Here is a 24,487-nt window from a genome sequence, read left to right as displayed (position 1 = left end):
TGCAGCATCTGGTCACAGGTACATAGGTCCCCATGTCCGACATCCCTATCGTGTCGAGCACTCCCGGCAGCGCGGCGCAGCAGAAAGCGCCCAGTCGCGCCGGCGATGTCATTTTTGGCGGTCTCGCGCGCCTCTCCGCGATCGTCACCCTCTTGCTGCTCGGCGGCATCATTGTTTCGCTGATCGTCGCCTCGATGCCGTCGATCAAGCAATTCGGCCTGAGCTTTCTCTGGACTGCCGACTGGGATCCACCCAGCCAGAAGTTCGGCGCCCTCGTGCCGATCTACGGCACGATCGCCACGTCGATCATTGCGCTCGTGATCGCGGTGCCGGTCAGCTTCGGCATCGCGCTGTTCCTCACTGAACTGTCGCCCGCGTGGCTGCGCCGTCCGCTCGGCATTGCGATCGAGCTGCTGGCGGCGATCCCGTCGATTGTCTACGGCATGTGGGGCCTGCTGGTATTCGCGCCGATCTTCGCGACGTGGTTCGAAAAGCCGCTCGGCGTCGTGCTCGGCAGCGTGCCGTTCATCGGCATCTTCTTCCAGGGCCCGCCGATCGGTATTGGCATTCTGTGCGCGGGCGTGATCCTCGCCATCATGATCATTCCGTATATCGCCTCGGTGATGCGCGACGTGTTCGAAGTCACGCCGGTGCTGCTCAAGGAATCGGCTTATGGCATCGGCTGTACGACGTGGGAAGTCATGTGGAAGATCGTCCTGCCGTTCACCAAGAGCGGCGTGATCGGCGGCGTGATGCTGGGTCTGGGACGTGCCCTCGGCGAGACGATGGCGGTCACCTTCGTGATCGGCAACACCAATCTGCTCGACAACGTCTCGCTGTTTTCGCCGGGCAACAGCATTACCTCGGCGCTGGCTAACGAATTCGCGGAAGCGGAACCGGGCCTGCATACCTCGGCGCTGATGGAACTGGGCCTGATCCTGTTTGTGATTACCTTTATCGTCCTTGCGATCTCGAAGATCATGCTGCTTCGCCTCGAGAAAGGGGAGGGCGCAAAATGAGCCAGTCCACCATGAATATGCCGGGTTCGGCGGATCCCGCCGCGCTGGAGGCGATGCGCGTCAAGCTGCAAAGCCGCCGCCGCGTGAAAAACGCCATCGCGCTGACGCTCTCGCTCGGCGCCATGGCCTTCGGCCTCATCTGGCTGGTGTGGATTCTCTATACGACGCTGCGCCTCGGGGTCGGCGGCCTGTCGATCGAACTGTTCACGCAGTCCACGCCGCCGCCGAATACCGATGGCGGCGGCCTCGCCAACGCGATCGTCGGCAGCCTGATGCTGATCGTGCTGGCCACCTTCGTCGGCACGCCGATCGGCATTCTCGCGGGCGTCTATCTGGCCGAGTACGGTCAGAAGGGCTGGCTTGCCAGCGTCACGCGCTTTATCAACGACATTCTGTTGTCGGCGCCGTCGATCGTGGTGGGCCTGTTCGTGTACGCCCTGGTCGTCGCGAAACTCGGCCACTTCAGCGGCTGGGCCGGCGTGTTCGCGCTCGCGCTGCTGCAGATCCCGATCGTGATCCGCACCACCGAAAACATGTTGAAGCTGGTGCCGAACGCGCTGCGTGAAGCGGCCTTTGCGCTCGGCACGCCGAAGTGGAAGATGGTGCTGTCGATTACCTTGAAGGCGTCGATTGCCGGGATCATCACCGGCGTGCTGCTCGGCGTCGCCCGGATTGCCGGTGAAACCGCGCCGCTGCTGTTCACCGCGATGTCGAATCAGTTCTTCTCGTGGAACATGAATCAGCCGGTCGCAAACTTGCCGGTCACGATCTATCAGTTTGCGATGAGCGCCTTCCCGCAGTGGCAATCGCTTGCCTGGGCCGGCGTCTTCCTGATCACGCTCGGGGTGCTGGGTCTGAACATCCTCGCGCGTACGATCTTTTCGAAAAAGTAAGGGCGGAGTAAATCCGATGAACATGGCAGAAACTCAACTCAATCCGACCGCGCGTCCCACCGCGCCCGCCGGTTTCGACCCCGCCCAGGGCGCCCGTGCCCAAGCGTCGGCGCAGCCGAAGATCCAGGTCAACGACCTCAACTTCTTCTACGGCAAGTACCACGCGTTGAAGAACATCAACCTGCAGATTCCCGAAGGCAAGGTGACCGCGTTCATCGGCCCGTCGGGCTGCGGCAAGTCCACGCTGCTGCGCACCTTCAACAAGATGTACGCGCTCTATCCGGAGCAGCGCGCTGAAGGCGAAATCCTGATGGACGGCGAAAACCTGCTGACCTCCAAGCGCGATATTTCGCTGCTGCGCGCACGGATCGGCATGGTGTTCCAGAAGCCGACGCCGTTCCCGATGTCGATCTACGACAACATCGCATTCGGCGTGAAGATGTTCGAAACGCTGCCGCGCTCGGAGATGGACGACCGGGTCGAATGGGCGCTCACCAAGGCGGCGCTCTGGAATGAAGTGAAGGACAAGCTCGGCCAGAGCGGCTACGGCCTCTCGGGCGGCCAGCAGCAGCGCCTGTGCATTGCGCGCGGCATTGCGATCCGCCCGGAAGTGCTGCTGCTCGACGAGCCGTGCTCGGCGCTCGACCCGATTTCGACGGGCCGCATCGAAGAACTGATCGGTGAACTGAAGACCGATTACACCGTGGTGATCGTCACCCACAACATGCAGCAGGCAGCGCGTTGTTCGGACTACACTGCCTACATGTACCTCGGCGAGCTGATCGAGTTCGGTGACACCGAAAAGATCTTCATCAAGCCGGTCCGCAAGGAAACCGAGGACTACATTACCGGCCGCTTCGGTTAAGCCCGAGCTGCACCATTAGGGAGCACGATATGTCCGATAAACACCTCTCCAGTCAGTTCGACGCCGATCTGAATCTCGCTTCGTCGAAGGTTCTCGAAATGGGCGGACTCGTCGAGTCGCAGATCGTCAATGCGATGATCGCACTCAATAATTTCGACCTCGACATGTGCGAGCAGGTGATCGCTGCCGAAGATCGCCTGAACCAGATGGAAGTCGAGATCGACGAGGAGTGCAGCAACATCATCGCGCGCCGCCAGCCGGCCGCGCGCGACCTGCGCCTTCTGATCGCGATTTCGAAGACCATCACGAATCTCGAGCGCGCCGGCGACGAAGCCGAAAAGATCGCCAAGCGCACCAAGCGCCTGATGGAAGACGGCGCCTCGCGCCAGATCAACATCGCCGAAATCAAGCTGTCGGGCGAGATGGCAGTATCGATCCTGCGCCGCGCACTCGACGCGTTTGCGCGTCTCGACACGGTGGCCGCCGCGCAGATCGTGCGCGACGATAAGGCGATCGACGAGGAATTCCGTGCTTTCGTGCGCAAGCTGATTTCGTACATGACCGAAGATCCGCGTTCGATTTCGGTGGGCCTCGATTTTCTCTTCATCGCCAAGGCGATCGAGCGGATTGGCGACCACGCAAAGAACATCGCGGAATTCATCATCTACATCGTCAAGGGCACCGACGTGCGGCACAAGTCGCGCGACGCGCTCGAACGCGAAGCGCTTAGTTAACCCCTGCATAAAGGTCAAGAGGTGCCGATGCCTAGCAGCATTCTCGTCATCGAAGATGAGCCCGCCATTTCCGAACTGATTTCGGTCAATCTTCAGCACGCGGGCCATTGCCCGATCCGCGCCTATAACGCGGAGCAGGCGCAGAACCTGATCAGCGACGTGTTGCCTGACCTCGTCCTGCTCGACTGGATGCTGCCGGGTAAATCGGGCATCGCGTTCGCGCGCGATCTGCGTAACAACGAGCGGACCAAGCACATTCCGATCATCATGCTGACCGCACGTGGCGATGAACAGGACAAGGTGCTCGGCCTCGAGATCGGTGCGGACGACTACGTCACCAAGCCGTTCTCGCCGAAAGAACTGATGGCGCGCATCAAGGCGGTGTTGCGCCGCCGTGCGCCGCAGTTGACCGAGGACGTGGTTGCGATCAACGGGCTCAAGCTCGATCCGGCCACGCATCGCGTCGCGGCGCATGCGGAAGGCAGCGAGATCAAGCTCGATCTCGGTCCGACCGAGTTCCGTCTGCTGCACTTCTTCATGACCCATCCGGAGCGCGTGCATAGCCGTACGCAACTGCTCGACCAGGTATGGGGCGACCACGTGTTCGTCGAAGAGCGCACGGTGGACGTTCATATCAAGCGCCTGCGCGCCGCGCTCAAGCCGGCAGGGTGCGATGCTATGATTGAAACGGTTCGGGGCAGCGGATACCGTCTCGCGAAAAGCGCTTAACCACGCCGGGCGGGTTTAACGCCAGTTGCATCAACGCGCCGCGACATTCACTCGCGGCGCATTGTTTTCTCTTCGATCGCTAGAACATGAACATCATCTGGGCGCGTTCCATTGTGTCGATCGTGCTGCTTGCTGTTCTGTGCGCGGTGCTTGGCATGTTCGTCAATGTCAGGACAGCACTGATCGTCGCGATCGTCGTGCTACTCGCGCAGAGCGGCTTTAGCACTTTCCATAAACAGCGTCTGTGGCGTCTGCTCGACGCGCCGGTCTACGGCGAAGTGCCGAGCGCACCGGGTATCTGGGGCGAAATCTATTACCGTTTGCACAAGCTCGCGAAGCGCTGGCATGCCCAGGTGCGCCAGGTCGAGCAGCAGCACTCGCGTTTCATCCAGGCGATTCAGGCTTCGCCGAACGGCGTGGCGATGCTCGACGATCACGACCAGATCGAATGGTGTAACGCCATCTCCGAGGTGCATTTCGGCCTCGATGCGAAGCGCGATCTGCGTCAGCACATCACGCATCTGGTGCGCCATCCCGACTTCGTCCGCTACCTGAATTCGCATCATTACGAAGACATGCTGATCATGCGCGGGATGGGCGAGAAGCGCCAGAACGTGCTGTCGGTGCAGGTGTTTCCGTATGGCGAGAACCGCAAGCTGGTGCTGTCGCAGGACATCACCGAGCTCGAGCGCACCGACGCCATGCGGCGCGACTTCGTGGCCAACGTTTCGCATGAACTGAAGACGCCGCTGACCGTGCTGTCGGGTTTCCTTGAGACGATGCGCGAGCTGCCGCTGGGAGAAGCCGAGCGGGCGCGCTACCTCGAACTGATGGAGCAGCAGGCGGCGCGCATGCGCCATATCGTCGACGACCTGCTGGTGCTCGCCAAGCTCGAAGGCGACAACAAGCCGCCGAGCGACCAGATGATCGATATGCGGGCGGTATTGCGGCATCTGCGCGACGATGCGGAGAACCTATCGAGCGATCATCATCACATCAGCTTCGACGCCGACGAGGGGCTCACCGTTACCGGTGTCGAAACGGAGATACTGAGCGCGCTCGGCAACCTCGTGACCAATGCGATCCGCTATACGCCGGACGGCGGCAAGATTCATGTGACGTGGCAGGCGAACGGCGGTTGCGCGACCTTCACCGTAGTCGATAGCGGCCTGGGTATTCCGGCCGCGGATATTCCCAGGTTGACCGAACGGTTCTACCGGGTCGACCGCAGCCGCTCGCGCGACACCGGCGGCACGGGTCTGGGGCTGGCGATCGTCAAGCATGTGCTGCAACGGCACGATGCCCAGCTCGAAGTGAAGAGCGAAGAAGGGCGCGGCAGTACGTTCACTGTGCGCTTCCCGGTGTTCCGCACGGCGCGGCGGCAACCCGCACCGGCTTGATGGCCTGATATGCTGGCCCAATGAAAAACCGCCTTTTCAGGCGGTTTTTTTACGATCGGAGTAGCGAGCCGCTTTGCTTGCGGCTGCGCTGTTTTTGACGCCGCGTCAGGAGCAGAATTTCCCGAGTAGGCTCATCTGCGCGTTACGCGAAGACTTGCCCGGCCGACGGCGGCGATAGTGCCCGTCGCTTTGCATGAGCCACGCCGACTGATTGTCGCCGAGGAAGGCCGACAGGCCCTCGGCGATCACGCGGCGCTTCAGGCGGCGGTTGTTGATCGGAAACGCCACTTCGACGCGGCGGAAGAAATTGCGGTCCATCCAGTCGGCGCTCGACAGATACACCTGCTCTTTGCCGTCGTCGTAGAAGTAGAAGATCCGGTGATGTTCGAGGAAGCGCCCGACAATCGAGCGTACCGTGATGTTCTCCGACAGCCCAGGCACGCCGGGTTGCAAGGAGCACACTCCACGCACGATCAGGTCGATCTTCACGCCGGCCTGCGACGCTTCGTACAGCTCGGCAATCACGGTCGGCTCGAGCAGCGCATTCATCTTGGCGACGATGCGCGCTTTTTTGCCGGCGCGCGCATGGTCCGCCTCGGCGCGAATCGCCTCGACGAGCTTCGGGTGCAACGTGAACGGCGACTGCCACAGCTCGTGCAGTTTCAGCTCGCCGCCGATGCCGGTGAGCTGCTGGAACACGTGGTGCACGTCCTCGCAGATCTTCTGGTCGGCCGTCATCAAGCCGAAGTCGCTGTACAGACGTGCGGTGCGCGGGTGATAGTTGCCAGTGCCAAGGTGGGCATATCGCTTGAGCGTCATCTTGCCGTTATGCGACACGCGCCGCACGATCAGCATCATCTTCGCATGGCACTTGTGGCCCACCACGCCGTAGACGACGTGCGCGCCCACCGCTTCGAGCTGCGCCGCCCAGTTGATATTGGTTTCTTCGTCGAAGCGCGCCAGCAGTTCCACCACCACCGTGACTTCCTTGCCATTGCGCGCGGCTTGCATCAGCGCGTCCATCAGCGGCGAATCGGTGCCGGTGCGATAGATGGTCTGCTTGATCGCCATCACATTCGGATCTTTGGCGGCCTGCAGCAGCAGTTCGAGCACCGGCTGGAAGCTTTCGTACGGGTGGTGCAGCAGCACGTCGCCGTTATCGATCACATCGAACAGGCTCGCGCTGTTGGCGATCTGCGGCGGAATCGACGGAATATGCGGGACGAATTTCAGATCCGGCCGGTCGACCATCTCCGGCAATTGCATCAGCCGCACCAGGTTCACCGGGCCGTCGACGAAGTAGCAGTCCTTCTCCGACAGGCCGCTTTCGTCGAGCAGACGCCGCACCAGATGCGCCGGCGTATCCGCCGACACTTCGAGACGCACCGCATTGCCCAGGTGCCGTGCCGGCAGTTCGCCTTGCAGCGCGACGCGCAGATTGGTGATTTCGTCTTCGTCGACAAACAGTTCGCTGTTGCGGGTAATGCGGAACTGGTTGCAACTGCGCACCACCAGATTCGGAAACAGTTCGCCCACGAAGCGCTGCAACAGCGAGCTGAGCAGCACAAAGCCGTGCGGGTAGCCCGACAGCTCCTGCGGCATGCGCACGAGCCGCGGCAACGCGCGCGGCGCCTGCACGATGCCCATCAGCGCCTGGCGGCCGAAGGCATCCTTGCCTTCCAGCTCGACCACAAAGTTCAGACTTTTATTGAGCACGCGCGGGAACGGATGCGCGGGATCGAGTCCGATCGGCGTCAGGACCGGCAGTAATTCGTCGACAAAGTAATTGCGCGCCCATTCGGTCTGCGCTTCATTCCACGCTTCAGTGCCGTGAAAATAAATGCCTTCCTGTTCGAGTGCGGAAAGCACGGTGTCGTGCAACATGCGATATTGGCGATGCACGAGTTTTTGCGCGCGCTCGACCACGAGGTCGTAGACGTGCTGCAGCGACATGCCATCCGGCGACAGTGCGCCCGGATTGTCGCGCATCTGCTCCTGCAGCCCGGCCATACGGACTTCGAAGAACTCGTCGAGGTTGCTGCTGGTGATGCAGATGAAGCGCAGGCGCTCGAGCAAGGGCACGGCGGGGTCGGCGGCTTGCGCCAACACACGCTCGTTAAAACCCAGGATGCCCAGTTCGCGATTCAGCAGAGGGTAGCGGGTGGACATCGGTGGTGAGAATGTAAGGTCAGGGAGGGACGACGAGAGACGCTCGGAAATTCTCACAGTATGATGAAGCTCTTATGACATTTGAATTGTCATAAATTTTACGCTGGATTCGTGCTGTGTCGTAAATATGACGCAGTCAAATGGGACCATATCGCATGCAATCACGCGCGAAGGTTACATCGTGAGGTCCGGTACGCTTAAAATGTCGTCTTTGAACAGCTCGGCTAGCAACAAGCTGGCTGCGCTTGCGCGCATGGAGTCCGCTCAATCGATGGTCCACACTCCACAACTTCTCGCTGCCGTCGATCTCGGCTCGAACAGCTTCCGGCTGATCGTGGGCCGGGTCGAGGAAACCGATGCCGGCAGCCAGATCTACCAGGTCGATGCACTGCGTGAGCCCGTGCGGCTCGCGGCCGGCCTGTCGAGCGACAAGATGCTTGACCGCGCCTCGCAGGTGCGCGGCTGGGATGCGCTCAAACGCTTCGGCGAACGGCTGCGCGACTTTCACCCTGATCACGTGCGCGCCGTCGCCACCAACACGCTGCGGATTGCCAAGAACGCTAGCGAGTTTCTCGGCGAGGCGCAGGCAGCGCTCGGTTTTCCGATCGAAGTGATTGCCGGGCGCGAAGAAGCCCGTCTGATCTATGCGGGCGCTGCGCACTCGGTGCCCGCCAGTCCCGGCAAGCGGCTGGTGGTGGATATCGGCGGCGGCTCGACCGAATTCATCATCGGTTCGCACTACACGCCGATCAAGATGGAAAGCCTGTATATCGGCTGTGTGAGCCATAGCCGGGCCTTCTTCCCGGCAGGCAATGTCGACGAGTACACGATGCGCCAGGCCGAGCTCGCGGCCGGCCGCGAAATCCAGATCATTTCCAACGAGTACAAGAAGACCGGCTGGGAACAGGCAATCGGCTCGTCGGGCACGGCCCGCGCACTCGCGGAACTGGTCGAGGCGAACGGCTTCAACGATCCGGGCGTGACGCACGGCATCTCGCGCGGCGGCCTCGAGCGTCTGAAGCGCGCGTTGATCAAGGCGGAGAACGTCAACCGGCTGAAACTGGTGGCGCTCAAGGCGGACCGGATTCCGGTGCTGGCAGGCGGCCTGTCGATCATGCTGGCGGTGTTCGACGAACTGGGCGTCGACTATGTTGACACGACCGACGGCGCCTTGCGTCTGGGCGTGCTGTACGACCTGCTGGGGCGTTCGCAGCACGAAGACATGCGCACGGTCACGGTGGAAGGCTTCATGCGCCGCTATGGCGTCGACCGCGCTCAAGCAGGGCGCATCGGCGAGCTGGCGGTGAGCTTTTACGACCAGTTCGACGAGCCGGATGCCGAGCGTCGTACCGAGAACCGCATGTTCCTGAGCTGGGCCGCTTCGCTGCACGAGATTGGCCTGTCGATCTCGCACAGCGCGTACCACAAGCACTCGGCCTATATCACCAGCAACGCGGACATGCCGGGTTTTTCGCGTACCGACCAGGCGCGCCTCGCCGCACTCGTGCTGGGGCATGCGGGCAAGCTCGGCAAGCTCTCGCAAACGCGTGAGGTGGAATGGCCGCTGCTGTTCTGTCTGCGCCTCGCAGCACTGCTATGCCGGCGCCGTGCCGATGTCGGCTTGCCGGGAATTGTCGTGAGCCGCGTCAACAACGGCTATGAAGCGCGCCTGCCGAAGGAGTGGGTGGCGAACAACCCGCTCACCGACTACAGCCTGATTCAGGAAGCGGCGGAATGGGAAAAGGTCGGGATTCCGTATCGGGTCGTTTATACGGACGACTGACGACCCGCAGCAGACGACGTGTGCGACGCTGACGGCGACGCATCAATTGCGTTGGAGCTCCGAAGCAAACAGCCCGGCAAACGATCTTTGCCGGGCTGTTGTCGTTTACGGCGTCAGCGCATCGCTACGCTGAATGTGCAGATCAACCCGGCAACGCATCGCCAAGGAAGTGGCGTGCATAGCGCGCATTGATTTCCGACAGGCGCAGCAGTGTCAGAAAGTCTGCGGTATTGAAGTCAGGATCCCAGGCCGGTGCGCCGCAGATCTTTGCGCCGAGCCGCAGATAGCCTTTGACGAGCGGCGGCGGGGCAACCTTCGCGCCGGTTTGCAGTTCGTCGACCGGCAGCGGCGTGTGCGGGAAGGCGCGGTATTCCTGCGCCGTCATCGCGTCGTCGCGCAACGCGCAGTACAGGTTCGCCGCGTAGTGGCCGCCGTCGGCCATCGCCACGCTCGCGCAGCCGAGCATCGTTTCGTAGCCGTTATGCAGCATGTACGAGGCGAGGCCGCCCCACAGCGACATGATCACGGCGCCGCTGCGATAGTCCGGGTGCACGCAGGAGCGGCCCACTTCGACCATCTTCGGGCGCAGGTGCGTGAGACGCGAGACGTCGAACTCGCTTTCGGCGTACAGGCGGCCGATGCGCGCCGCCTGGTGCGGCGGCAGGGCACGGTAGGTGCCGACCACCTTGAGCGTATCGAGATCGCGCACCAGCAGGTGATCGCAGTAGTGATCGAAGGCATCGACGTCAAGGCCAGCCGGGCCGGTCAGGCGTGCGCCCATTTCTTCGGCGAACACACGGTAACGCAGACGCTGTGCTTCGCGAAGCTCCTCGTCGGTACGCGCCCAGGCGACTTGCAGCCTGTGTTGCGCGGTGACCGTCTCTTCGGCATGCGGCAGACGGCGGCGTGTCTCGAGGTTCGAAGCGAGCGGCAGGGAGGACGTCGGCAAATCTTGCATGTGGCGTTCCAGGTCGAAAAAGGAGAATTTCGCTTTTTCGCCAATGTAGTAACGCCCGGTGACGTTCGCATGGCAATGCCGTGACCTTTAGATGACGGTCCGTAAGCTAAACCGGTTTAGTGTGCGGCTGGTTTACAGCAGATCGGGGCCTATAGCGGCGCGCAGAACCACCTGCTCGTCGCCGTCGCGTTCGCGGTTAGCGAGCCACCATAGCCCGGCTTTTTTAAGGGGCCAGCTCGATTCGCTGTTGGCAAGCAACAACGCCGCGACATGGCCCAAGGTGGGCTGGTGTCCCACGATGACCACGGTCGGCGCGATGCCTTCCGGCCAGCCGGCCGCGGCGAGCACGTCAGCCGCACTGGCGCCGGGCGCGAGTTCGCGCACCACACGGTATTGATCGGTGAGGCTTTCGACGGTCTGGATGGTGCGCACGGCCGGGCTCGAGAGAATCACGGCGTCTTCGTCGAGCCGCGCGCGCAGCCATTTCGCCACGGCTTGCGCCTGCTTGCGGCCGCGGACGGTCAACTGGCGGGCGAGGTCGCTCGGAGCGATGTCTTCGGCTTCGGCATGGCGCCAGAGGATCAGATTCATGCATGTCTCCTAATCTTGGACGACGCAAACGGGAGCGACGCTGTGTTGTACCACTGTCGCATGGGTGCGCACATGACAGCAAGACGATGCGACGCCAGCGCCGCGCGCGGCAAGAGCGGGAGAGGAGTTCTCGGAGGTAACGAAGAAAGGCGAGGGAGTCGACGCGCGGGTTCGTGACGGCGGTGCGTCACGAACCCGCTTCGGTGCGTTGCGAAGCGGGTCCTGAACCTGGGCGGATCAGACCAGCGCCAGCTTCACGACGCAGCACATCACTAGCAGGAGTAAGGCATAGGCAACGGCGATATCGAACGGATAGCGCATGGTGTGACTCTTCAGAATTTTGCCAGCAGTCATCTTAGTTAGACGTTTTGCGAAGCAACGTTATCAAGCCAACAGTTCGCCCAAAGACGTGCCGGGCCGGCTGTTGGACGGCTAAGGTGCAACCGCAGGCGCTCAGGAGGCTTTCCAGCGGGGCGCCTGGGTGGTGGAGATATCGATCGACAGCGGCGCCTGACTGGTGGGGGCGGCGCGGTGATGGCGCGCGTCGAAGGCATCGAGCTGGAGTAGCAGTCGATCCAGTGCACATAGTTGCGAGCGCGTCAGATGGCTCGCGTCCAGCAGCTTGTGGAGCCGCCGGCGCCAATATTCGGACGACAGGATCGGCCCGCCGCGGCCTTCGGCGAGGGCGGCCGGCATGACGCAGGCGATGTGTGCGATGTCCTTGTCAAGAAACATAAGCATGTGTGCGCCCCCGATTTTGCCTGTGGTCTGTGAGCGGTTTTCTGGCATCCGATGTCTTTCCCCGGCCGCTCATGGCTCGATGCTGGCGGCGATCTATTAAAACGGTGCTTACATGCTAGGGCGAGCAATGAAAGCTGACTGTTAACAATGGTCAGATCTCATCTCGAAATTGTGCTGATTTTGGCAACAGTGAATTCGTGATCTAGGTATTTACCCTAGGTCGCCGTAATCATAGACTGTTCACATCGGTCGCACACCAAGTGGCTGTAGCGCCGAACAAAACAATTTCTGGAGGTAGTTGTCATGAAGTCGCTGATTGAAGCCGTTGTCATTGCCGCTCTGATTACGGCGCCGCTTGCCGCGTTTGCCCAGTCAACCCAAGGGGTGACGCGTGCACAAGTGCGTGCGGATCTGGTTCAGGTCGAGAAGGCCGGTTACAACCCGAGCGACTGGATTCATTACCCGGAAAACATTCAGGCTGCCGAAGCCCGCGTCGCTGCCGAAAAGGGCGATGCAAGTGGCTACGGCGCAGGCAGCAATGGTACGTCGCAAGCAGGTCAGCGCTAAGCGCAGCGGTTAGCGCGGCGTAGAGCACGCCGGTGGTCAGGTACGGTCAGCAAGCCGTATGCAGACTTCGAATTGCGGGTGGCGAAGCGAACACCGCTGCGGATGAGCGCAGTATCTGGCTTTGCATGGGACCGGAGTAAGCGCCAAAGCGCTTACTCCGGTCGACATAGGAGGGCGTCATGGACGAAACGGTCTTGGCCACCGCAATTGGATTTTCGGTTTTATTGTTCGCGGTGATTTTCGCGGTCGGCCACTACCGGCGCGAGATGATGCGCAAGCGCGTGATCGGCGAGATGCAGCGCCGCCGCCTTTACGATCTCAGCAGGCCCAAACATTGATGAGGGTGGTGGACGGGACGTTCGAGCTCGATGCGGCTCGCGGCACACCACCCGGCGGTTGAGTTAGACGTAGTTCGGCTTGCGATGCGGAGGCGGACGGCGGTGATGCCGGTGATGATGCGGCGGCGGAACCTGACGGCAACGGCGCACCAGGTGGCCTCGATACCATTCCCGTTTGCAGACCACGCGCGGATGCGCCTCGGCGGTAACGGGTGCGAATGCTGCGGCGCTGGCCACGAGCAGAATGAGCGATACGAATTTGCGCACGGATCGATCCTTCAATGGCAGAAAAGAAAAAGGGTTACACGCCGAAACGTGTAACCCTTTGATTCTATGGTCGGAGCGATAGGATTCGAACCTACGACCCTCTGATCCCAAATCAGATGCGCTACCAGGCTGCGCTACGCTCCGACGAATCAGAGATTCTATCTGGTCTGATCTATCCCCGTCAATCTCGAAATGCGGAAATTGTCTGGGCGTGCTTTGCAGGGCATGCAGGCGCCCCCCCGCGACATCACAGAGTCAACAGGTCTCGCAACGCTCGCGCTCCCGCTTCCGCGGATTCACTGGACGCGCGGACATCCCTCGCACCACACAGGCGCGCCGCTCGATCCACACCGAATCGCCGAACTCATGTGTGCGATAGCGATGCGCCTCGAGTTCCTGGGTTGCCCCAAGCAAAGTCAACGTATCGGTAAAGGCGCGCAATAACGCGTAGTGACTCGTCTCCGGTTCATGCGTGCCGGAGACGATCACGTCGGCCACGCGCAGCTTCGTCTGCGATCCGATCCGCTGGTTGGCGACGCCGTCCCCTGCCCGCACGATGCCATCGCCGCTTGCCGCATGTTCGAGCGCCCGCACCACTGTCGTGCCGATCGCCACCACGCGACCTTGCCGCGCGCGAGTGGCGGCGATTAGCGTCGCCGTTGCGGCCGGAATGCGGTAGGGCTCGTCGAGCGGCAAGCGGGCATCGAGAGCAGCATCGCCGGTGGATGACAGTCCTGCTGCATGCGTGAGCGTCGCAAAGCCGATGCCGCGCGTCTGCAATTCCTTAACCGTGCGCCAGTCGAGTACGAACCCCGCCGACGGCGGTTCGAACGCTACCGGTTGCGCGGCGATCGGTGTCCACACATCCCACAAGGCGAGCGCGTCCTGCAGATGCGCGTACTGAACCGGCTTGCCCTGTTCTGCCAGCGCACGCCAGATGCGGGCTGCATCCGCTTCGAATCGCAGCTCGACAAAACGCGGGTGATCGAGCGTGCGCACGATCCTCGCACCGAGCTTGCCGAACCTCAGCCGGTCGCCAGGCAACAGCTCGGGTGGGGCGCTGCGCGCTTCAGTCGGCGTGTGGAAATCGCCCGTGCCGAACACCACGGCGGTAAAGCGTTTGACGTCCGCGGGATCGAGTGACGCACGGCCCGCGAGCCGGACTTCGATCGCGGCGCCGCTGCGTCGATGGATGCCTTGCAGACTCGCCGGCATGGTTGCCGCGTCGTTGGCGATCACGCAGTCGCCTTCGCGCAGCAATTGCGCGAGGGCCGTACGTGGGCGGTGTTCGATATGGCCGCGCGAGTCGATCACCAGCAGGCGGGCATCGTGGGGCCGTTGAACCGGCAGGGTGGCAGCGCGCATCGTCATGCTCGTACTCCTTCAAGCTGGGCAGGGTTGCGCAGGGCGTGCAAGGCCGCTTCGATCGCGTCGGCGAATTCGCGGGCAGCGTCGGTGGGGCGCTTCAGGCTGGCGGGGTCGTCGCCGGGCGCGGCGAGCGCATGCAGCGGCGTATCCATATCGCCTGGGTCGAGCGACAGCACCCGCACTCTCTGGGTGGCGAGTTCCTTGTCCCAGATGCGGCTCAGGTGCCGCAAGCCGGCCTTGCTGGCGCCGTACGCGCCCCACGTCGGATAGGGCTCGATGGCTGCGTCGCTGGAGACGTTCAGCACGACGGCCCCGCCGCGCTCGCGGGCGGCCGCGCTCAGCGAGCCGAGCAATGCGCGGGTAAGACGGAACGGTCCGAGCAGGTTGGTCGCGAGTGCGTATTCGAAGTCTTCGCATTCGGTGTCGGCGAGCAACGCGAGCGGCACCGGTCCGAGCGCCGACGCATTGTTCACCAGCACGTCGACGCCGCCGAGCAGGCCGCTGATCTGCAGCGCGAGCGGATAGATGTCGTCCTTGTCCGCGACATCGCCGACGATGCCGGCTACCCTCGTGCGTGTCGCGGCCACCTCGGCCACGCGCCGCTCGTGGCGCGCGATGAAGGCGACCTGCGCGCCGCGCGCCAGCAGTTCGTCCAGTAACGCGAGGCCGAGTCCCGAGGTGCCGCCGGTGAGGGCGACGCGCACGCCGTGCAGGTTTTTGTTGGTTCTGGTCATGTGGGTTCTCCCAAAACTGTCAGAGGGAGACGATCGCTATACCTGCGCCGTCTCGATGGCCCGATAATAGGAATCCCACGCCGCACGGCCGAGTGCGATGTCCAACTCCTTGTCAGAAAGTCGATACGATGGACGAGACCGCTTACGAACCCGCTCGCGACACCTCGCCCGACACGGCGCACGCCGCCCAGCATCTGGCGCGCAATCTGGTGGCGTTGCGGCATGCGCGTGCGCTGACACAGGAGGGATTGGCGAAGGCGTCAGGCGTGCCGCGCTCGACGGTGGCCAATCTGGAGTCGGGCGAGGGCAATCCTTCGCTGGCGGTGTTGATGAAGGTGGCGGGCGCGCTCGGTGCGCCGCTCGATGAGTTACTTGCGTCGCCGCGTGCCAAGGTCCGCAAGTGGGCGGTCGACGATATCTCCGCGCAGAATCGCGGCAACGGTTTGACGATCCGGCCTTTGGTCCCGGAGCCGATGCCCGACGGCATTCTGGAGACGATGGCGTTCGCGCCCGGCGCGTATATGCGCGGCACGCCGCACCTGCCCGGCACGCGCGAGTATTTCACCTGCATGGCAGGGCGAGTGGCGATCTTTGTGGCGGGTGAACGGCACGGCCTCGAAACGGGCGACGTGCTCGCGTTTCCCGGCCATGTGCCGCATTCGTATCGCAATGAGGACGCGCAGAGCGAGGCGCTGGGCGTGTCGATTGTGGTGCTGGCGAAGGCAGGCGTGTAAGCCGCCGCTGCGTCACACAAACAGCGACACGCTTCCCCGCTGCATGGCTTCGATAGCGTGCAGCGCAGCGCATTGCCATGAGCCTGGCGTGCGCGTCTTGCTACCTCGCAAGCGAGTGGTCGCGAGGGCGATGCGGATTAGTGCTTGCGCCGCATCCGGTCGAGCACGTGATGCTCGGACAGCCAGTGGTGCATCATCCCTTCACCGTTGTGCTCGCGCCGGTAGGTCCGCGATTCGAAAATCGACAGTCCTAGCAGGACGAGCAGGCCCACTCCGAGCCCGATGAAACCCGCAATCGATTCGGTGTCCATGGCAGCCTCCTTCGATGATTGCAGCCATGGGTACATAGTAGGTCAGGCGACGCAAAAGCGGCACCTGTGCGGTGTGTGGCGGTGTGCGGCTGCCAGCGCGGCGGCGCTGGTCAGGATTTTGCAGGTAGACTCTCGGCGCGCCTGCGTTGTTATGATCATTTTAGAGAGTCTATGAATCGCGTTCTTCTGATTGCATTTGCCGTGGCGGCCCTGGCCGGCTGTTCGAACGATCCCGCTGCGGGCCATCACGGTCCGCCCCCGAAAGATCCGCCTGACTATCACGGCGTGCCGACCGATGACCGGCCGCCTTCGATCGTCGACACACCGGACGCACCGCAAGCGACGCCTTCGCAGCCTGCACCGTCACAAGCTGCACCGCAATAACGTGCCGCAAGCGTGTACCGTGGGGAGGCGTGAAGGCTACGTTGTCCGCACGCCGCACGTCTGAGAATGGAAGGCGAAGTGCCGGCGCGGGCACGCCGGCACTTCTGACCCGCGCAGACTGTTCGCGCGGAGAGCGCGGGCTGCAGCCATTCTAGGGTGCGCAGGTCACGAGATATGTATGCGCTTGTTTCAAGCGGTAACCGGAATACATCGCGCGACAAGCCGTAGAGTCAGCCGGCCGCGGGTGCTGGTGCAACACTATGCGCAATGCGTGGCAACAGCCGCATCAGCGTGGCGCCGCGCACGGCCATGAAGACGAGCAGCGCGGCCCATAGGCCATGATTGCCGTAGAGCGTCATGAAAGCCCACGATGCCGCGACGAATACCGCGAACGAGAGCGTCATCGACACCATCAACTCGCGGGTCCGGGTGGCGCCGATAAACACGCCGTCGAGCAGGAATCCCCACACCGAAATGACCGGCGACAGCGCTGCCCACGGCAAATAAGTTTCCGCGGTGAAGCGCACCGCTGCCTGATCGGTGAGGCGCTCGATTATCCACGTCCCCGCGCTCCAGTACACCAGCGCAAAACCGAGCGCGCCAAGCCCCGACCAGAACATCGTCACCTTGACCGCTTGCCGGAACGCATGGCGGTCGCGGGCGCCGATCGCCGCGCCGACCAGCGCCTCCGCAGCGTGCGCGAAGCCGTCGAGCCCATACGCCATGAAGGTCTGGAAATTGAGCAGCAAGGCATTGGCGGCGAGCGTGGTGTCGCCCTGGCGCGCGCCCAGATGCGCGAACCAGCCGAACGAACCGAGCAGGCAGAGCGTGCGCAGGAAAATGTCGCGGTTCAGCGCAACGAGGCGCTTGAGCGCGGCGGCATCGAGCAGGGCAGTGCGCGTGAGCGGCGCGAGTCCGCGCTCGCGTAAATGCCACAACAATGCAGCGCCGAGCGCGAAGCCGAGGACGTCGGCGCTCGCCGTAGCAGCGCCGATTCCGGCAATACCCCATTTGAAGACGTACACATACAGCAGCACCGCGACGACATTCACGCTGTTGATGAACACCTGGGTTGCCAATGCGAGCCGGACGCGCTGCGTGCCGAGCAGCCAGCCGAGCACCACATAGTTGGCGAGTGCAAACGGCGCGGCCCAGATGCGCGCGTGGCAATACACCTGGGCGTGATGCTGCACGGCGGCGCTGCCGCCGATCGCGCGCAATACATAGCCGATTAGCGGCGTTTGCAGGAGCAGCACGCCTGCGCCTATCGCCAGAGCCAGCAGTAACGCCCGCACGAGGTTGGTTCTGAGTCCGGCCTGATCGTTGGCGCCCCAGGCCTGCGCGACGAGGCCGGTCGTACCCATGCGCAGGAAGCCGAAGCCCCAGAAGACGAAGTTGAAGACCAGGCCGCCGAGCGCCACGCCACCGAGATACGAGGCGCCGTCCAGATGCCCGGCTACGGCCGTATCGACGACGCCGAGAATCGGCTGCGTCAGGTTGGCGAGGACGATGGGGACGGCAAGGCTGAGCACGCGGCGGTGCCAGCGGACTGGCAGAGCGGCGCTTGCTTTGACGGCTGCGTTGGCGGTAGGGCTGGCAGTGGTCTCGGCCGTTGCGCATTCACGCGCCGTGCTCGTGTGGTCCGGCTCGCTCAAGCCGCCGGCGTGGCGTAACCCGCCCGCTTCGCCCGGATTGCTCAACCGCGTTCCTGCACGCACACCCACGGCGAGACCACTACCGCCCACAGGTCCGGATCGCGTGCGGCGAAATCGGCGGCGGTCTCGGCCTGAATGCGTTCGACGAGCCCCGCCGACAGCCATTGCGTGACTTGCGTCGTATCGTCGCTGGCGATGGCTTCGGCGACGCTGACCAGGTCGAGGTCGCGTGCGACGTGCAGCAGGATGCCGCGGGCAAAGAAACGCTCGAGTTCCGGCCAGCCGATTTTCGCGGTTTCCGCGAGCAGCGAGAGGTAGAGCGGACTATGGGCGGCGTCGTTCGAGGTCATCGGGTAGCTGGGTTGCAGAAGGGCGGCCGTTACTATAAACCATCACAGGTTGTGCGCCACGGCGGCGGCGCGTTCCGGTACGCTTACTATTTTGCGCTTGTTTTGTTCCGCGATATGCCGCGTGGCTGATCGCCGTTGTGTGCCGCTGCTGGGTGCTGGCACTTTACGCGTCCCTAATCTGCTGTCTCTCATGGATTCGCGGTTCCGGCATGTGCCGCAGCCTCACAGGAATAACTTTTTCATGTCGCTCAACTCTACGACGCCGGCTGCCGGCGCTCACACCGTCGCCGACGCGACGCTCGCACGGGAAGACGTGCAGCAGTTGCTCGGCGCCACCCAGCAACCGCTGCGCTTCGAGGACTGCGATTTCGAGGGCGCGGACCTGTCGCGGCTCGACTTGCGCGGCGCCGAATTTCAGCGTTGCAACATCGTCGAGACTTCGTTTTTCGGCGCCGCCTTGACGCAAACCCGCTGGTTGCGTTGCCGCGCGCGCCAGGCCGATTTCGCGTCGGCGGATCTGGTCGATGCGGCATTTCAATCGAGCGATCTCAACAACACGAACTGGCGCCGCGCCAAGCTCGCCTCGGCGAGCTACCACGGTTGCAAGCTGACCGGCGCGTACTTCGAGGAGTGCAGCACCCTGGGCCTGACCTTTGTCGAAAGCCTGTTGATCGGCGCACATCTGCGCGGCTTTTCGTTTCGCAAAGCCACACTGCAGGAACTCGATTTCTCCGACGCGGATCTGGCCGGCGCCGATTTTCGCGAGGCTATTTTCGAAGGGGGCAGTCTTAAGGACGCGAACGTGAAGGGAGCCCGCTTCGACGGCGCGGACCTGCGCCTAGCCGATCTGAGTGGCGTGCGCCTTGTGGATGCGGGTCTGTTTCGCGGCGCGACGATTTCGCATCAGCAGGCCGCCGTGCTGGTGACGGAACTGGGCTTGCGCGTGCTGTGACTGAGATTGCACGCCAAGGCAAATGACGCCCCGTCGCGGGCATCATTTGCCAGCGCGTGCAATCTCTTTTTGAGTCGATCCTCAATGAGCGGCATGACTCACTGCCTGGTTTATCTCAAGATATTTAACAGATAAAATGATCCGCGCTACGCGAATTAATCCCAAAGAACTGATGAATACAACCTGAGTGCTGCACTGCAATTTGAAACTTTAACCGGTGAAGAGTGTGCTTTCGCACTAAGGCGAGCAACACTGAAAGAATTGGAAAACTTGCGTTTTAAAATTTAACAATTTAACCGTCGATTGATTGAGGCGAGTAGTGGCTGATTCTATTGAAAGCTCCGTCCAGAAAGGGTGTGTACCCATCTGATCGGCTCTTTAGATGAGCTGGGAATGCGCGCTACCCCGTTTCATTTGACGCGCTTTATCGATGTTTATCTCATTATTTCGGTTCACGGAATGCGTACTCCGTGCGTCGCATCACAGTTTGTCGACAATTAATTGATTGCGTGAGCAGGTTGGCGTTGATAGATTCCGTTTTGGCGCATGGTGAACCGGTCCTTTACCGATATGCGCCGAACCCCCGTTAGCCCGGCCCTAGAGCCGGGCTTTTTTTGTTCAGGCAATTGCGGAATTTGCATTCGGCGGAGTTTATCGCGCTTTAAATGGGATTGAATGCAAGGTTTCACGCAATGCGTCTGATGAATGCAGCAAGCGGCGGCGCCAGTGGCGACCGCCTGCTGGGTTGCCGTTACTGTTTGCAGCGAACCACCATCGAGCGGTTCTTGACGTTGGCGCCGAAGATTCCACCGACCGAACCACCGGAGGTGGCGCCATTGTCGACGTCCTTCGACACCACGTCATAGCCGTACGCACCGCACACTTCACCGGCTCGCTTGTAGCATTCGGCCCAGCTTTCGCTGGCGTCGCTGCCGCTGCAGTTGATGGCGAAGCCGGTGTCGCCGCTCGGCAGATAGGTCATTTTGGTCGAGCTCGCGCAGCCACCGAGACTCGCGAGCGCCAGTACGGCGAGGCTCGCCGCCACGGCGATGGCGCTTGGGGTCCATCCAGATTTCATTGGAGGCTCCTGACAGATTGAGGGGCGCACCAGGCCGCATCGCGTCGCGTCCGGTGTCAGATGGCGTGTCGCGCGGGAACCGGGATTCCCGCGCCGACTGCCATCACCCGCAATTAGCGTGCCGGTAGCGCGCGCGACGGATCGATCGAGCGCCCTTGATAGCGTAGCTCGAAGTGGAGCATGACGCGGTCCGTGTCGGTGTCGCCCATTTCGGCAATCTTCATGCCTTGGGTGACACTCTGGCCTTCTTTGACCAGCAGCACCCGGTTGTGCGCATACGCAGTCAGGTAGTCGGCATTGTGCTTGAGGATCAGCAGATTGCCGTAGCCGCGCAGACCGTTGCCTGCGTAGACCACGGTGCCGGCTGCAGCGGCGACCACCGGCGTGCCTGGGCTTGCGGCGATATCGATGCCTTTCGAGTTCGAGCCGTCGAAACGGCGAATCACCGTTCCGTCGGCCGGCCAGACGAGCGAGATCGACGAAGCCGGCGCAGGGGCCGGCGACGCATCGTCCGGCGCGCTGCGCGGGGCCGGCGCGGCGGCCACACCGCTGCCACGGCTGCTGCTGCGCGCGCCGGCGCTGCCGCCGCCGGTTGAGGCTGTCACCGGCGCCGAATTGCCGGGCGGCGCGACGCGCAGCACCTGACCGACCTCGATGCTGTCCGGATTCGACAGGTTGTTCCAGCGCACGATGCTCTGGACCGACTGCCGGTTGCTGCGGGCGATTTTCGACAAGGTATCGCCCCGTTCGACGCGATAGAACCCCGGACCCACTGGCGCAGACCCGCATGCGGCGAGCACTGCCAACAACGACACGCACGCGAGCCGTTTCATTCTTCTTGTTCCAAACATTGGACCTCGCAAAGCGCTGCCGCGCGCCGATCCCGATCACGCGACAGATTGGCAAAAACGTCCGATTCTAACGGTTTTGCATCGCAGCACACGAAATGGGACCGCGCCGGGTGAGCGGCACGGGTTGAGTCACGGACCGCGCCGCGTCGTGCGGGCGGCCGGTGACGGGACGCGTTAGCTCAGGGTGCCGACAGCGATGCGCAGCGTGGCGGTCTCGGTTTGACCCGGCTGCAGCCAGCGCAGGCCAAGGCCGTTGTGGATCGCGTCGGGCAAGCCGAGCCAGGGCTCGATGCAGTAGAAGTCCGAGTCCGCCGCTTCGGTCCACGTCGTCACGCAGTACCAGGGCACTGAGCCTGGCCGCTGCAGGTCGAGCGTGATCGAGCGGTTCAGGCCGGGCGCGATCAGCCGCACGGGCTGCTGCGGGGCGCCGTCGCCGGGCGTAGCCGGGCCATCGGTCAGGCAATGGAAGCGGTCGAGAATCCGCGCCTCATCGAGCGTGTAGCGCGCCGCGCCGGGCTCGGGCGCGCTGATCGAGCCGTCGGCCTGCTGATAGCGGCGCTCGGTGGGCGGCAGCTCCAGCACGGTTTCGCCGCGCTGCGTATGCGGCAGCGAAAAGTAGAAGTGATGGCCGGCGTAGTAGGGCAGCGCTGCCGTGCCGGTGTTGACGGTGGTCAGTTCGACGTCGAGCGTGTGGTCGTCGACGAGCCGGTAGACCGCTTCGAAGCGAAAGCCGAACGGGTAGCCGCTGCGGGTGGCTTCGCTATCGGCGAGCGTCATGCGCAGCGTCGGGCCTGGAGCGGCCGCCACGGTCGCCGAAGCAGCTACTGAGGCCACCGTCGACGCAGCGGCGGGTTCGACGCTGGCCGCAAACGGCAGGTCGCGCGCGAAGCCGTGCATCGGCAAGTCGCGCACGGTGCCGGCGGCGTCGCGCCAGCGGCCGATCTGACCGTCGACGCGGTGGCGCCCGAGAAACGGAAACAGCAGCGGATTGCCGCCGCGGATTCTTGCCGGCTGGCTCCAGTCGGCGGCGTCGGGCCAGTGGATGACCGGCTGGCCGTCGATGTGCCACGACAGCAGGCGTCCGCCCGCTTGCGGGGCGAAGCGCAACAGCGAGGCGCCGTGAGTGATTTCGATGATGTCCTGATGCTGGAATTGGGCCATGGTGGACAAGTCTGGTTGGTAGCGGTTGAGTCGATGGGCTGCGTGGTCTGCAGCAACGGCGGTAGCGGTCGCGCGAGCCCGATTTTGCGCTGCTTTGCTCTACGGGGAAACCCTTCTCGGGGAATTCCGGGTTCGCGCCGCCGGCCGGCTTGACGATAATCGCCAGACTGCCCGGTCAAGTCAGCCGCCGGGCCTGAACGGATTCCGGAGGCGCAATGGATCTCGCAATGGCAATGGGCATGGCTCTGTTCGGCATGTTTGCCGGCAGCACGGTGTACTTCTTCTACAAGCTCGACCGCTGAGCGTTCACGTCCGGATACCCTGCCGCGCCGCCTGCGGCAACGTGGACCGGTCCCCCGTTCCTCACCTCGCATAGGTTCGCCGCGTGGCTGGCCCCGCAAAGGGTCCCCACGCTACTGCGCAGTCGTACGGCTGGTCCCGCAAGGGCGACTCCCGTAGCGACGGCCCCCGCGTGGGCGCCCCCCCGCATCGGCGGCCGCCGCAGGGGCGGCCCCCGCAAACCCGCGCCGATTGGTTTGCTGCGGCGTAACAACCGTTTCGAGTTGTGTCGCAACGCGTCAAAATTTCCCCAAACACGGTTCAAACGCTTGGCGCTGACATGGTGGCCAGGCATAATCGGTGCGCTTCCGCGCGCCGGTTGCTGTGGTCCGGCGTGCTGCTCCCCGATTGTTTACTCACTAAAAGGACTGCCGCGTGAGCTTGTCGTTTCTGATTTTTCTGAGCGTGCTGCAGGGCGTAACGGAACTGTTCCCCGTCAGCAGCCTCGGCCACACCCTGCTCGTGCCGGCGCTATTCGGCATGCATATCGACGCCCATGCGCCGCAACTGCTGCCGTTCCTCGTCGCGCTGCATCTGGGCACCGCGCTCGCGCTGCTGTGGTACTTCCGCACGCGCTGGGTCGCGCTGATCCGCGGCTTTTTCGCCTCGCTCGGCGGCCGCCGCAACGACGACGGCCACATGATGTGGGCGCTGATCATCGGCACGATTCCGGCCGGGCTGGTTGGGCTGGTGCTCGAAAAGCGCCTCGAGCGGCTGTTCCACGATCTGCGCATCGTGGCGATCGCGCTGATCGTCAATGGCGTGCTGTTGTGGCTCGGCGACCGTCTGCAGCGTTCGCGCGCGCATCAGGCGCCGGAGAAGCTGACGTTCCGCCAGGCGTTCTTCGTCGGGCTGGCACAGATCGGCGCGCTGATTCCGGGCTTTTCGCGCAGCGGCCTGACGATGATTGCCGGCAATGCTGCGGGTCTGACGGCGGAGAAGGCGGCCGAGTTTTCGTTCCTGCTCGGCACGCCGATCATTTTTGCCGCAGGTGTACTTGAGCTGCCGAAGCTGTTTCATGCACCGGGCCAGCTTGGCGATGCGCTGCTGGGCGGGGTGTTGACCGCCATCGCGGCGTATCTGAGCGTGCGCTTCCTGATGCGTTATTTCGAAGGCCGCGGGCGCCTCGCGAGCTTCGGCGTGTACTGCGTGATCGCGGGTATCGTATGTCTCGGCTGGTTCATGCTGCACACGCAACCGGTCTGAGCGTGCCACACGGGGCGCGGCGCCAACCATGGCCGCGCCCGGTTGTACGGCAGGTTCGGTTATAATCCGCCCCCTGCGTTGCTTGCAGCGCCTCGCACCGCTATAGCAGGACTTGCGTCACGCGCCAGGCAGCTTGCTGAATACCAATGGTTTATTGATCGAGCCGGGCAGTCGTTGCCTGGTCGGTTAAAATTTCAGTTTCGCCTCCCCATAGTTCAACGGATAGAACACGGGTCTTCTAAACCTGAAATCGAGGTTCGATTCCTCGTGGGGGGGCCACCCAGGCAAACGCCGCCGCACGGATTACGCT

At 63.0% G+C, this 24,487-nt stretch carries 26 protein-coding genes and 2 tRNA genes; 14 read left to right on the top strand and 14 right to left on the bottom strand.

What is annotated here, in order from left to right:
- Positions 1–32 precede the first annotated feature (32 nt).
- From pstC to phoR, 6 genes are all read left to right on the top strand, one after another.
- A complete protein-coding gene (gene pstC, locus BLQ92_RS11025; RefSeq protein ID WP_090684293.1) occupies positions 33–1,019 on the top strand; it encodes a phosphate ABC transporter permease PstC in 987 nt (328 codons plus the stop codon).
- Complete coding sequence (pstA, locus tag BLQ92_RS11020; RefSeq protein WP_090684291.1) at positions 1,016–1,912, top strand: phosphate ABC transporter permease PstA; 897 nt, start codon at positions 1,016–1,018, stop codon at positions 1,910–1,912. Before pstC ends, pstA begins: the two co-directional genes overlap by 4 nt.
- A gap of 16 nt (positions 1,913–1,928) precedes the next feature.
- Complete coding sequence (gene pstB, locus BLQ92_RS11015) at positions 1,929–2,777, top strand: phosphate ABC transporter ATP-binding protein PstB (RefSeq protein WP_090684289.1); 849 nt, start codon at positions 1,929–1,931, stop codon at positions 2,775–2,777.
- A gap of 29 nt (positions 2,778–2,806) precedes the next feature.
- Positions 2,807–3,511, top strand: a complete 705-nt coding sequence (gene phoU / locus BLQ92_RS11010) for a phosphate signaling complex protein PhoU (RefSeq protein ID WP_090684287.1) — start codon at positions 2,807–2,809, stop codon at positions 3,509–3,511.
- Positions 3,512–3,538: 27 nt separating this feature from the next.
- Positions 3,539–4,240, top strand: coding sequence for a phosphate regulon transcriptional regulator PhoB (gene phoB, locus BLQ92_RS11005; protein WP_006051991.1), 702 nt, complete (start codon positions 3,539–3,541; stop codon positions 4,238–4,240).
- An 86-nt stretch (positions 4,241–4,326) separates the two neighbouring features.
- On the top strand, positions 4,327–5,640 hold the full coding sequence (phoR, locus tag BLQ92_RS11000; protein ID WP_090684285.1) for a phosphate regulon sensor histidine kinase PhoR: 1,314 nt from the start codon (positions 4,327–4,329) through the stop codon (positions 5,638–5,640).
- 105 nt (positions 5,641–5,745) lie between these two features.
- Here phoR and ppk1 read toward each other — a convergent pair whose 3' ends face one another.
- The gene (gene ppk1, locus BLQ92_RS10995; protein ID WP_090684283.1) at positions 5,746–7,809 is read right to left on the bottom strand and encodes a polyphosphate kinase 1; all 2,064 of its coding nucleotides are present in this window, start codon (positions 7,807–7,809) and stop codon (positions 5,746–5,748) included.
- 202 nt (positions 7,810–8,011) lie between these two features.
- On the opposite strand from ppk1, the gene ppx reads away from it, so the two are divergent.
- Positions 8,012–9,592 carry an exopolyphosphatase gene (ppx, locus tag BLQ92_RS10990; protein ID WP_244106188.1) on the top strand — a complete coding sequence of 527 codons (1,581 nt, stop codon included), beginning with the start codon at positions 8,012–8,014 and terminating at the stop codon, positions 9,590–9,592.
- A gap of 142 nt (positions 9,593–9,734) precedes the next feature.
- On the opposite strand, the gene BLQ92_RS10985 is transcribed toward ppx, so the two are convergent.
- From BLQ92_RS10985 to BLQ92_RS10975, 3 genes are all read right to left on the bottom strand, one after another.
- Positions 9,735–10,550, bottom strand: a complete 816-nt coding sequence (locus tag BLQ92_RS10985; protein WP_090684281.1) for a GNAT family N-acetyltransferase — start codon at positions 10,548–10,550, stop codon at positions 9,735–9,737.
- A 132-nt stretch (positions 10,551–10,682) separates the two neighbouring features.
- Positions 10,683–11,141 carry a phosphohistidine phosphatase SixA gene (sixA, locus tag BLQ92_RS10980; protein WP_090684279.1) on the bottom strand — a complete coding sequence of 153 codons (459 nt, stop codon included), beginning with the start codon at positions 11,139–11,141 and terminating at the stop codon, positions 10,683–10,685.
- Between the two features lie 453 nt (positions 11,142–11,594).
- Positions 11,595–11,882, bottom strand: coding sequence for a hypothetical protein (locus BLQ92_RS10975; protein ID WP_175772287.1), 288 nt, complete (start codon positions 11,880–11,882; stop codon positions 11,595–11,597).
- 303 nt (positions 11,883–12,185) lie between these two features.
- Between BLQ92_RS10975 and BLQ92_RS10970 the strand changes: the two genes are divergently transcribed.
- Together BLQ92_RS10970 and BLQ92_RS39925 are read left to right on the top strand one after the other, a co-directional pair.
- A complete protein-coding gene (locus BLQ92_RS10970) occupies positions 12,186–12,449 on the top strand; it encodes a DUF4148 domain-containing protein (RefSeq protein WP_090684277.1) in 264 nt (87 codons plus the stop codon).
- A 179-nt stretch (positions 12,450–12,628) separates the two neighbouring features.
- Entirely contained in the window at positions 12,629–12,787 is a 159-nt protein-coding gene (locus BLQ92_RS39925; protein ID WP_175772288.1) for a hypothetical protein, read from the top strand.
- Between the two features lie 63 nt (positions 12,788–12,850).
- Here the strand turns inward: BLQ92_RS39925 and BLQ92_RS10965 are convergent, their stop codons facing one another.
- The 4 genes from BLQ92_RS10965 to BLQ92_RS10950 all read right to left on the bottom strand — a co-directional run bounded on the left by BLQ92_RS10965 (position 12,851) and on the right by BLQ92_RS10950 (position 15,156).
- A complete protein-coding gene (locus BLQ92_RS10965) occupies positions 12,851–13,054 on the bottom strand; it encodes a hypothetical protein (RefSeq protein WP_090684275.1) in 204 nt (67 codons plus the stop codon).
- A 67-nt stretch (positions 13,055–13,121) separates the two neighbouring features.
- Positions 13,122–13,198, bottom strand: a tRNA-Pro gene (locus BLQ92_RS10960).
- A gap of 111 nt (positions 13,199–13,309) precedes the next feature.
- Entirely contained in the window at positions 13,310–14,425 is a 1,116-nt protein-coding gene (locus BLQ92_RS10955; protein WP_244106189.1) for an S-adenosylmethionine:tRNA ribosyltransferase-isomerase, read from the bottom strand.
- On the bottom strand, positions 14,422–15,156 hold the full coding sequence (locus BLQ92_RS10950; protein ID WP_090684273.1) for an SDR family oxidoreductase: 735 nt from the start codon (positions 15,154–15,156) through the stop codon (positions 14,422–14,424). The genes BLQ92_RS10955 and BLQ92_RS10950 overlap by 4 nt, the downstream gene beginning before the upstream one ends.
- 128 nt (positions 15,157–15,284) lie before the next feature.
- On the opposite strand from BLQ92_RS10950, the gene BLQ92_RS10945 reads away from it, so the two are divergent.
- Positions 15,285–15,890, top strand: a complete 606-nt coding sequence (locus BLQ92_RS10945) for a helix-turn-helix domain-containing protein (RefSeq protein ID WP_090684271.1) — start codon at positions 15,285–15,287, stop codon at positions 15,888–15,890.
- Between the two features lie 137 nt (positions 15,891–16,027).
- Here the strand turns inward: BLQ92_RS10945 and BLQ92_RS39920 are convergent, their stop codons facing one another.
- The gene (locus BLQ92_RS39920; RefSeq protein ID WP_175772289.1) at positions 16,028–16,201 is read right to left on the bottom strand and encodes a hypothetical protein; all 174 of its coding nucleotides are present in this window, start codon (positions 16,199–16,201) and stop codon (positions 16,028–16,030) included.
- Positions 16,202–16,372: 171 nt separating this feature from the next.
- Between BLQ92_RS39920 and BLQ92_RS10940 the strand changes: the two genes are divergently transcribed.
- Positions 16,373–16,585, top strand: a complete 213-nt coding sequence (locus BLQ92_RS10940; RefSeq protein ID WP_090684269.1) for a lipoprotein — start codon at positions 16,373–16,375, stop codon at positions 16,583–16,585.
- Positions 16,586–16,815: 230 nt separating this feature from the next.
- On the opposite strand, the gene BLQ92_RS10935 is transcribed toward BLQ92_RS10940, so the two are convergent.
- Positions 16,816–18,141, bottom strand: a complete 1,326-nt coding sequence (locus tag BLQ92_RS10935) for an MATE family efflux transporter (protein WP_244106198.1) — start codon at positions 18,139–18,141, stop codon at positions 16,816–16,818.
- A 140-nt stretch (positions 18,142–18,281) separates the two neighbouring features.
- A complete protein-coding gene (locus BLQ92_RS10930) occupies positions 18,282–18,590 on the bottom strand; it encodes a DUF2288 domain-containing protein (RefSeq protein ID WP_090684267.1) in 309 nt (102 codons plus the stop codon).
- Positions 18,591–18,831: 241 nt separating this feature from the next.
- Between BLQ92_RS10930 and BLQ92_RS10925 the strand changes: the two genes are divergently transcribed.
- On the top strand, positions 18,832–19,542 hold the full coding sequence (locus tag BLQ92_RS10925) for a pentapeptide repeat-containing protein (RefSeq protein WP_090684265.1): 711 nt from the start codon (positions 18,832–18,834) through the stop codon (positions 19,540–19,542).
- Positions 19,543–20,293: 751 nt separating this feature from the next.
- Here BLQ92_RS10925 and BLQ92_RS10920 read toward each other — a convergent pair.
- The 3 genes from BLQ92_RS10920 to BLQ92_RS10910 all read right to left on the bottom strand — a co-directional run bounded on the left by BLQ92_RS10920 (position 20,294) and on the right by BLQ92_RS10910 (position 22,632).
- Positions 20,294–20,620, bottom strand: a complete 327-nt coding sequence (locus tag BLQ92_RS10920) for a hypothetical protein (RefSeq protein WP_090684263.1) — start codon at positions 20,618–20,620, stop codon at positions 20,294–20,296.
- Between the two features lie 113 nt (positions 20,621–20,733).
- Positions 20,734–21,471 carry a peptidoglycan DD-metalloendopeptidase family protein gene (locus BLQ92_RS10915; protein WP_090684261.1) on the bottom strand — a complete coding sequence of 246 codons (738 nt, stop codon included), beginning with the start codon at positions 21,469–21,471 and terminating at the stop codon, positions 20,734–20,736.
- A gap of 174 nt (positions 21,472–21,645) precedes the next feature.
- Positions 21,646–22,632 carry an aldose epimerase family protein gene (locus tag BLQ92_RS10910; protein WP_090684259.1) on the bottom strand — a complete coding sequence of 329 codons (987 nt, stop codon included), beginning with the start codon at positions 22,630–22,632 and terminating at the stop codon, positions 21,646–21,648.
- Between the two features lie 714 nt (positions 22,633–23,346).
- Here BLQ92_RS10910 and BLQ92_RS10905 point away from each other — a divergent pair.
- Positions 23,347–24,177: an undecaprenyl-diphosphate phosphatase gene (locus BLQ92_RS10905; RefSeq protein ID WP_090684257.1), complete on the top strand. Its 831-nt coding sequence runs from the start codon at positions 23,347–23,349 to the stop codon at positions 24,175–24,177.
- A gap of 204 nt (positions 24,178–24,381) precedes the next feature.
- A tRNA-Arg gene (locus BLQ92_RS10900) sits at positions 24,382–24,456 on the top strand.
- Positions 24,457–24,487: the final 31 nt, after the last annotated feature.

Origin of the sequence: Paraburkholderia phenazinium, from assembly GCF_900100735.1 — a bacterium.
Lineage (GTDB): Bacteria > Pseudomonadota > Gammaproteobacteria > Burkholderiales > Burkholderiaceae > Paraburkholderia > Paraburkholderia phenazinia.
The sequence above is the reverse complement of the archived record's forward strand: the minus strand, read 5'-3'. Positions and strand labels throughout refer to the sequence as shown.